Consider the following 10,708-nt stretch of genomic DNA (forward strand, 5'->3'; position numbering starts at 1 on the left):
GTCAGTTCAAATTGTGCTTCAGCCGGGGAAAGGGTATATTGACGAAGTTCTCCGCTCTGGTCATCCATCTTGAAGCATGTACGCATGATCTCATGCTTGGCGATAAATACGGCAAATGCAGTGGCAAATGAATCTTTATCCAAATCTCCTTTAAGGATTAAAGCACCTGTCATGTTATACGCTAACGAACCGCCTTCCATCTGGCTTAAAACCCATAGACGGTACTGGGACGAGGTAACAGGATAATGCAATGATTCTTCCACTTTAGGTATTGAAACATAAGAGCTTTGGNACCTTCAACGGTTGGAAATCCGAAAAAATCTTTAAACGTTATCGTTTGTCCCAATCCTTTATTCAATCGGTTGATTACCTGACCAATCATAAGACTATTACCGCCTATTTCGAAGAAATTATCTGTTAAGCCAACTTTTTCGATCCCTAAAACTTCCTGCAAAATGATTGCAATTTGTTTTTCTAAAGCAGTTTGAGGAGCGACATACTCCGTTCTGGATAAATGTTCATTAGTCAACTCAGGAAATGCTTTTCTATCTATCTTACCATTTGGGGTCAACGGTATTGTCTCTAAAGCAATATAAAACGAAGGAACCATATATGCCGGCAACTTCTTCTGCAGATATTCCTTAAGCTCCAACGAAGAAAACTCTTTATCTGCTAAATAATAAGCAACAATAACCTGATCACCGTTGTATGCTTTAGGAAGCACAACCACTTTAGAAAGTGAAGTGCTATATAAAGCCAGTGCCGATTCTATTTCACCCAATTCAATTCTGTAACCTCTAATTTTAACTTGATGGTCGTTTCTGCCTAAAAACTCTATACTCCCATCAGGCAACCAACGGCCTACATCGCCGCTATCATACATTCTGCCTTCTTTTTCAAAAGGATTAATCACGAATTTTTCTGCAGTAAGATCAGGCCTATTAAGATAGCCTCTTGTAACACCTGCTCCAGCTATGTAGATTTTACCATAAACACCTATCGGTAATAATTTTTGATTTTCATCTAATATATATATACGGGTATTTGCTATTGGTTGGCCAATAGAAAACATTTTATCTTTATTGTACAGAAATTCTATACAAGTAACTGTAGTTTCTGTAGGTCCGTATTTATTATAAAAAGTACAGATACCATCCCAGCTTTCAGCTGTTTTTTGTTTACATACATCCCCACCTGAAAGTATTCTTTTTAGACTTAAATCCGGATTCGGAATAATTCTTTCGACTATGGAAGGTACAGAGTGGAAATGTGTTATTTTATTTTCTAAAATAAAATCATTCAATGCTTTTTGATCTGCCAATACATCTGCAGGCAATATCACAAGCATAGCTCCATTTAAAAGTGCCAGGAATGTCTGTTCAACTGATGCATCAAATGAAAAATTAGAAGACTGAAGTATTTTTTCATCTGATGTTATTCTAAATTCTTCCGTTTGTGAACATATCAAATTAATGACATTTTTATGTTCAACCATAACCCCTTTAGGATTACCAGTAGTTCCGGAAGTATATATAATATATGCTAAATCCTCTAAACCAGTTTTACTATTTATGTTTTCTTTTGCGTAATCTAATTGAACATCATAAAATTTACTATAGAATCTTTCATCTACAATAACTTTAGAATTACTGTCTTTTTCTATATACTCAATACGTTCCTGCGGATAGTTTAAGTCGATAGGAACATAGGTTGCTCCTGCTTTTAAAACTGCTAATAGAGAGATGATTATTTTTTCGCTTCTTTCTAATTTAATTGCTACAAAATCATTCTTTTTAACATTAAAATCTTTGATTAAACTGTTCGCCAATCGATTAGAAATTTCATTTAATTCCTTATAGGTATACGATTTATCTTCAAATACTAAAGCGACATTATTTGGTGTTTTTTCAACTTGCGCTTCAAAAATTTCAAATAAGTTTTTATCTAATGGAAATGACTTTGAGTTATCATTAAAAGTAAATAAAAGTTGTTGCTTTTCCTCTTCAGACAAATAATCTATTTCTGAAATGGGTAAATTATAGTTTGTTGTAATCTCGTTAATAATGCTATTGAAATGAGCTATCAATTGTTCAATAACATCTGAACTAAATATATCAGAATTATAAATCAGATCTAATTGCAAAGCATTTTCAAGTTCTGAAAAGGTAAACTGCAAGTCAAACTTACTTAGTGTTTTTTTATCACTAGTATACATTTTAACAGACAAACCTTCCACCTGATTTGAGTCATTAAGGTTATCTATGTTCTGAAGTGTTAGTGTCACATCGAACAACGGGCTTCTGCTTAAATCTCTTTTAAGATTCAAGTTCTCAATCAATTCTTCAAAAGGATAATCCTGATACTGGTACCCTTCCAATGTGGTTTTTCTGACCTTTTTTAACAGCTCTGTAAAGCTATCTGTTTCGTTAAAAGGAACCCTTAATGCAAGGGTATTGACATAAAAACCGATTTGATTTTGTAAATCTTCGTGTATTCTACCTGCGACAGGAGAACCAACAACAAAATCTTTCTGCCCGGTGTACTTATAAAACAACACATTTAAAACGCCTAACAATCCCATGTACAAACTGCTGTCATGAGATTGACAAAGGCTTGTTAAATCATTTATCGTTTTTATATCAATTTTATGTGAAGCTAATCCACCGTTAAATGTCTTTTTAACAGGTCTTTGGTTGAATGAAGGCATTTCTAAAACAGGAATATCCCCCGTAAATTGATCCAGCCAGAATCTTTTACCCTTAGAATTTTCTTTACTTAATTTATCCTGCTGCCAAACAGCGTAATCTTTATATTGAATTTTTAAAGGAGGTAATTCATAAGAACTATTTCCTGAAAATGAATTGTATAAAGCAAACAATTCATTTATCATGACCTGCATTGACCAACCATCATTAATGATATGATGTGTGACTAAAATAATAACAAAATGCTCATCAGAAATTTTAACAACTTTAGCTCTAACTAATGAATCCTTCGCTAAATCAAAAGAAAAATTACTTTCATTTTCTACGATTGAATCAATTTCATTTTTTGAAAAATCAGAGCTGATAGATTCAATCATAAATTGAGATCCAACTTCGTTATCACTTAAAATTCTTTGTTTAATTTCTCCTTGAGGAGTTTCAACAAAAACAGTTCTTAAAGATTCATGTCTGTTTATTAATGACTTAAAGGCTTTTTCTAAAATACCAAGATTTAAAAAGCCTTCAACTTCAAAAACAGTTGACATGTTGTATGCTTTTTTTTGCTCTTCATTTTGAGATAATAACCAAATACTGTTTTGAGCTGATGAAAGAGGGTACAAATCCATTTCATCAGCTTTAGTAATTTCAAAATAGTCTTCTTTATTATCAGATAATGATTTTAGAAAAGTAATTAATTTTTCTTTGCTTAATTTAATTTCCTCAAGTAAGTCCGGAGTAACAGCTCCTTTAGGTGCATTAATATTAAGCTTATCATTTTCTAATTCAATTTTTATATTTAAAGTTCTTAGTTTGTTTAATAATGACTGCATGATGTTCTTTAATTTCCTGTTCTTATCCTCTCTTCTTCATTACTTGTTTTTCGGTTTTGTGCTTTAATTTTATCACTACCGAACTTATAACTCACTGATAATTGAAAATATCGTGCATCGAAATAATAATTTGAATTTTGATAAATTCCGTTTATTCTCTCTTCTGATTTCCATACATATGTTTTCAAAAGATCATTTGCTTTAAAACTTACTCTTAGGTTTTTGTTCATTAACATGTATTGCAGTCCTAAAGACAAATTACTTCTTTCTTTATACTTAGCTACACCATAGGTTTCAGGCAGATTGTACTCATAATTGACATTAAAAAGTAAAGTTCTTTCACTATTAAGTACAATATCATTATTAGTGAAAATCTTCACGTTTACGCCTTCTCTGCCTTGAGCAAAAGTGAAAGGCACCTTAAACACTGAATAATTTATATCTAAAGTATTCGTACTTGTAAGCCATTTAAATTTATTAAAAGTGAAAACTTCGTTAATCCCATATCTTCTCGAATCCATATAATTCAGAAATTTTAACTCAAGAAAATCATTCTCGCTATCCGGTAAAATAACCTGGTTGAATAAGCCGTTTTCTGCAGTTAAATAAAACTTGGTTTCCAGTTTTTTATAGGAATAGATTAACTCTAAATTATCAATGAAAGCGGGTTGTAAAAATGGATTCCCCGCAAGGGTTTGAAAAGGCGTCACATAGGTAATATTAGGATTTAACTGTGTGAAAGTCGGTCTGTCAATTCTTCTGCTGTAATTTAATCGGACAACATTAGCGTTGTTTAGTTTATACGTTAAATTAATTGACGGAAAAAATTTAACATAATTATTTTGAACTGTATTAATAAACTGACTGTTTGAAATTGTTTGAGTAGATTCAACTCTTAATCCAATTATTGATTCAATTCCGTTTACGAATTTCTTATTCCCTGAAAAATATACTGCCTGAACGTTTTCATCATATTGAAATCTGTCATCTGTCAGTGGCATATCAGTGACTGGACTATCTACTACACCACTGTTAAATTGAGAAACTTTATTATCTGTTTTTGAAAAAGAAACTTTTGTACCAAAACTTAAATTAACCCACTTTAAAGGCCATTCAAAATCAATTTTTGCTGAATAATTGTTTATTTTCTGTTTGTTGATATTAATCCCTTTAAAATAGTTTTCATCATATGGGTTATAATCTACAACGGTTCCTCCATAAGGTCTTGAATCATTATTATCATAATTAAAATAATCGAAATTCACTGCAACCTTTCTCCCTCCGGAATTGATTTTAAAATCATTATATAAGTTAACAGAGTGAAACAAAGGCTTTTGATCCGATGACCCCGGTGAATTGGTTTCCTGAATAATATCGTTAGTAGCATAATCATAAACCACCATTTTCCTTTTGGTATCTGTTTCGCTTTTATTATAATTAACTAAATATTGACCGCCCAAATTCCATTTATCAGTCATCTTATATAAAGCGTTGACTACTACATTAAATCTTTCATATTTTCTTTTCAATGGATTCGTAGGATTCCATAAACCATCAGGGAAATAAATTTTATTTTCCTGATCAAAGTCTGTCCCTCCTTCTCTGTAACCTAAAGATGTTGATATATTTAATCTATTCTTGTTATACAAAATATTCCCGGTTAAAGCACTTTCCCCTTGAATCTTTCTAACCATTGTACTGGAGCCCAATGTAACACTCCAGTCGTCCTGTTTTGATCTCTTCATACGAATGTTAATCAAGCCACTATTTCCTATAGCATCATACTTAGCAGGCGGCGTAGTAATAACCTCAATACTTTGAATATTATCTGAAGGAATCGATTTTAAAAAATTAATTAAGTCCTCATTTTTTAACTCCATTAACTTTTCATCAATCATTACCATAACAGATCCCTTACCTGATATACTTACGCTTTCGTTTTGCACACGTACCCCAGGTGTGACTTTCAGTGCATCAAGTGCATCTCCTCCAGTGGCACTAATTGTATTTTGAAGATTAAAAACCAGTCTGTCTGATTTTCTTTCAACTAAAGATTTTTTACTTGAACCTCTAACAGTAATAGATTCCAATTGCGATGTTTTTTCTACTGTGACGTTTATATCCCCAAGATTTACATCTGACTTTACTTTAATATCACCATTATGCAATACAGCGCTCAACTGCCTGATTTGCAAAAAATAATCCCCATTTGGAACATTTATAAGAAATTCTCCTTTCTTGTTTGTAATTTCACTTACAACCGCAACATTATTCGACTGAGAAATAATTACTTCACAAAACTCTATTGGTGTATTATTGTTTAATACTCTTCCGGACACCTTATTTTGTCCGTGCAGCAAATTCCCGGCAATTATTGTTAATAGTAGTACTATTAGATTTTTGTTCATTTTTTTAGTTGTTAATTAATTTATTTTCAAAAGGTTGTAAAACCCTGATATTCTTTTCAGCTGAAACATGACCATCAACTAAAAATATCAGGATTTTACTTTTTAAATTATTTGAGTAAAGGATTATAAAGAGAAATTTTCGGTTTCGATTTCTTCCCGCTCTTCTATATTTTCATTAAAGTATTTAATGCTTTCAATTACTTGAACCAAGTCTTCAATAGTTTGATTGTCAAAAAGCTGATTAACAGTTAATTTAACATTAAATTCTTTATGAATTTGATTGATAAGTTTTGTTGCAATTAAACTATGTCCGCCAAGATCAAAGAAGTTATCCGTAACACCCAGTTTATCCAAACGAAGTATATTTTTCCATATTTCTACCATCATTTCCTCCGATTCATTTCTTGGCTCAACATGTTCTTTTTTGAGCATGTCCTCATTTCCGACTGAAGGAAGTGCCTTGCGGTCTATTTTACCGTTTGCAGTTACTGGTAAATTATCCAACTGAACGAAGAATGAAGGCACCATAAAATCCGGAAGTTTATCATGCAAGAAGGCTTTAACTAACGACTTATCAACTTCTATTTCACTCGTATAATAAGCAACTAAAAGGTTTTCCCCATGTATCTTTTTTGCTTCTACAACACAGTTTTGGATCTGGTTTTCAAATTGAATTAATGCTTTTTCAATTTCTTCCAATTCAATTCTGTATCCTCTTATTTTAACCTGATGATCGTCTCTTCCTAAGAATTCGATATTCCCATCTGGAAGCCATCTTCCTAAATCTCCGGTATCATACATTCTCTCACCCGGATTAAATGGGTTGTTTATAAATTTCTCAGAGGTAAGTTCTGGTCTATTCAAGTAACCTCTCGTTAATCCATCGCCTGCGATATAGATTTTACCAACTGTTCCTACGGGTATTATTTCTTGATTTATATCTAAAATATATACTTGTGTATTACCGATGGGTTTACCAATTGAAAAAGACATTTCAGGATTGAACAAGTATTCTATAGAAGTTACTGTTGTTTCTGTAGGGCCATATTCATTATAAAACTTACAAACTTTCCCCCAAGATGCTGCCAATTGCTGAGGACAATGATCCCCTCCTGCAATAACTCTTTTCAAAGCATATTTTTTATCTGGCAACACCATTTGTACTACAGAAGGCACAGCATGGAAATGTGTTATTTGATTTTCATACAAAAAAGTATCCAGAGCATCCTGTTCAATTAACACATCTTTCGAAATAAGATGCAATGAAGCTCCATTAAGCAATGCTAAAAATATTTGCTCAACTGAAGCATCAAAAGCATAATTAGAAAACTGTAAAATTCTTTCTGAAGCATCAATCCCAAAATGATTCGTTTGATAAGTGATAAGATTGATAACACTTTTGTTTTCCACCATTACTCCTTTTGGATTACCTGTAGTCCCTGAGGTGTAAATTATATAGGCCAGACTTTCGGGCAATATTTCTTTACTGAAATTTCCATTAGAATAAAATTTACTTTCCTCAACAAAAGATTCAAGTAAAACATCATCAATAATCAATCTACATTTACTATCTTTTTCGATGAAATCGATTCTTTCTTTTGGATAACTCACATCGATAGGAACATAAGCTCCTCCTGCTTTCAATACTGCCAATATTGAAACAATTACATTTTCACTTCTGTCTAATTTAATCCCTACAAAATCAGAAGTTAAGACATTGTATTTTTGAATCAGGAATTGGCTTAGCTGATTTGCCTTTTCGTTCAATTCCTGGTAATTTAATTGAATATCTTTAAAAACTACAGCTATATTTCGAGGTGTTTTTTCAACTTGGTCTTCAAAAATTTCTATAATAGTTTTATGACTAGGATATTCAACTTTTGTATCATTAAAATCAACAAGCAACTGATGTTTTTCTTCATCTGTTATTATTAAGTCATTGCTTAATAATAGTTCGGGCTGATTTACTAAACTCATCAGGAAATTATTGAAATACAGCTGCAATTGTTCTAATTGTATAGTCCCTCTGAACTCTTTCTGCTGCATCCAAGATATCCTCAAGCCCTTATCTGCCACTGGACGTACATTAATATCCATAAAAGTATTAGTAACAGCATATTCATCTACGAAATCTGTACTTTCATGCAGATTCTCCTCAATTTCTGAATTTAATTCCTCAAAAACGTGAAAATCAACATAATTATAAATCACATCAAAGAATGGATTTTGACCTTTATTATCAGTAGAAAAACGATTGTGCAGTTCAAACATGCTTATGCCTTCATATTCTTTTTGAATTGTCAGATTCTCACTAATTTTCTTGACAAATTTTGAAGAAGAATTCTTTTCGTATTGAGAACGGAAAGGCAGTGTATTCAAAAAGCAACCTAAAATTTTATCACCGTCTTCTGCCAATGGTCTGCCATTAGTTACTAAACCTACAACAATATCTTTTTCAAAACTTATAAGCTGCAATGTGTTTAAATAAGCTGCAAAACAGATATCTTTTAAACTTATATTATTTTCTTTAGAGAATTTTTGAAGACCAGAAAACAGTTCTCCTTCCAATTGGTATGTATATTGTTTGTAAAAATCTCTATCTGTAAATAAATCAAGACGGTGGTAACCGGTTAATTTTTCTGACCAATAACTAAATTTAGAATTATCTTCTTTAGTACATTTTTGATTGAAAACATAGTCTTTATAAGTTACTGACAATTTATTCAAAGATTGAATCTCATTTTTCAATAATAGCAAATAAGTATTGTTCAATTCCGTAATAAAAGAAGCTACACTCCAACCGTCTAAAATAGCATGATGGCACTGCATTAATAACAACCATTTTTCATTGGCTGTTTTATAAATTTTCATACGCCATAAACCGGCATGCTCCATTTGAAAAGGATTTTCATTTCTCTCTGAAGACATAAAATCATTTATATGTCTTCTTTGTACTTCCTCATCAATAGCAGCTATATCTTCATATTTTATTTCTTCGAATTGTCTCGAGTAAACAAGATGAACAGGCTCACTATAGTCATTAATATTATAAGCTGTTCTTAAAATTTCATGCTTTTCCACCATTAAATCCACAGCCCTTTCAAACGTTTTTAAATCAAAAGAAGTAAATGGCACAGGTAATAAAAACTGGTCATGATATACTCCCGTATCTGATTTTAACAACGACTCATACATCATTCCCAATTCGATATCACTCATTGGAAAAATCTCTTTTATTGTTGAATCATCAGATAATTCAGCTTGTAAATCTTTAAAGTTGCTATTTACTTTTTCTATTATTTCAGAAGAAATTTCACTTTCTGTTCTTACGACCTGTAATGATGCTAATTCTTTGATAGTTTTTTTGACGTAAATATCCTGTAGTCTGTAATTTACTCCTAATTCCTTATTAATTCTACTTAATGCACGTATTGATTTTATAGAATCACCACCAAGTTCAAAAAAGTCATCCTCGATTCCTATTTTATCTATTCCCAGTATTTCCTGCCATATTTCAACAACTTTTCTTTCAGTTTCGTTAGTTGGTCCGACATACATTTTTCTGATTAAATCTTCACCCATTACAGCTGGTAAGGCTTTTCGATTTACTTTACCATTTGAAGTTAGAGGAATACTATCCAATTGAACAAAAAACATTGGAATCATGTGCTCAGGAAGTTTACTTTTCAAATATTGTTTCAACTCTGATTTATCCACTTCAACCTCCGAAGTATAATAAGCAACTAAGTTTTTATCAGAATTAATCTGTTTTACCTCAACAACAATCTGTTTGATGTTTTCAAACTGGGAAATTTGAGTTTCGATATCCCCCAATTCGATTCTGAAGCCTCTTATCTTAACCTGTAAATCTTTTCTACCAAAATATTCCAAATTCCCATCCGGAAGTAATCTTGCCAAATCTCCCGTTACATACATCCTGCCTTCACCAAAAGGATTTTGCACAAACCTTTCATTAGTAAGTTCAGGTTTATTTAAATATCCCCTTGCCACACCTTCGCCGGTTACAAACAATTCACCAAATATTCCTACCGGAACTGGTTTCCTATTGGCATCCAAAACATAACATTTTAATGTTGGTATTGGCTTACCAATATTTGATCTTTCCTGTTTGATTTCTTTTTCGGTGATTTCCTTGTAAGTAACATGCACAGTTGTTTCTGTAATTCCATACATGTTAATCAAATTAACATTAGGATATCTATTATTCCAGCCTTCAAGTAATGAAGGATTTAAAGCTTCGCCTCCAAATATTACATATCTCAAGTCATATTTTCTTGGCTCCTTATCCATTTCATGTGAAATAAGATTATAAAAAGCTGATGGTGTTTGATTTAAAACTGTAACATTTTTTTCATGTATCAATTCTAAAAACTCCGATGTATTTCTGGTGATCAGTTTAGGTACAACAATTACTTTCCCACCAAATAACAAAGCACCATACATTTCCCAAACAGAAAAATCAAATGCGTACGAGTGGAAAAATGTCCATACATCATTTTCATTAAAATCAAATAAAGGCTTATCAGTAAAAAATAATCTTACCACGTTTTTATTCTCAATAATTACCCCTTTAGGCTGTCCTGTGGTTCCTGAGGTATAAATAACATAGGCGATACTGTCAGGATTAGTAATAATCTCCAAATTATCATTTGGAAGTTCATGACAGATTTTCTCAAATTCACTCATGAATGAACTATCGATAACCACTTTTGCATTGGTATCTTCTTCAATATACGATATTCTT

The 10,708-nt window shown here is 31.9% G+C and carries 4 protein-coding genes; all 4 read right to left on the reverse strand.

Annotated features, from left to right (window positions below):
- Positions 1-200: condensation domain-containing protein (locus EZM65_RS15165; protein ID WP_248574886.1), on the reverse strand; the 200-nt coding region annotated here is incomplete at its 3' end.
- Between the two features lie 5 nt (positions 201-205).
- Positions 206-3,535, reverse strand: a complete 3,330-nt coding sequence (locus tag EZM65_RS15170; protein WP_136669409.1) for a non-ribosomal peptide synthetase — start codon at positions 3,533-3,535, stop codon at positions 206-208.
- 8 nt (positions 3,536-3,543) lie between these two features.
- Positions 3,544-5,943, reverse strand: a complete 2,400-nt coding sequence (locus tag EZM65_RS15175; RefSeq protein WP_136669410.1) for an outer membrane beta-barrel family protein — start codon at positions 5,941-5,943, stop codon at positions 3,544-3,546.
- A gap of 123 nt (positions 5,944-6,066) precedes the next feature.
- Positions 6,067-10,708 (reverse strand): non-ribosomal peptide synthetase (locus tag EZM65_RS15180; protein ID WP_136669411.1); only part of this gene is annotated, 4,642 nt, incomplete at its 5' end.

Origin of the sequence: Flavobacterium sp. H122 (assembly GCF_004959765.1) — a bacterium.
In the GTDB taxonomy this organism is placed as follows: domain Bacteria; phylum Bacteroidota; class Bacteroidia; order Flavobacteriales; family Flavobacteriaceae; genus Flavobacterium.

Bases quoted from the DNA above. Each gene is read 5' to 3' on its own strand.
- EZM65_RS15175 (WP_136669410.1), bottom strand. From the start codon at position 5,943: ATGAACAAAAATCTAATAGTACTACTATTAACAATAATTGCCGGGAAT.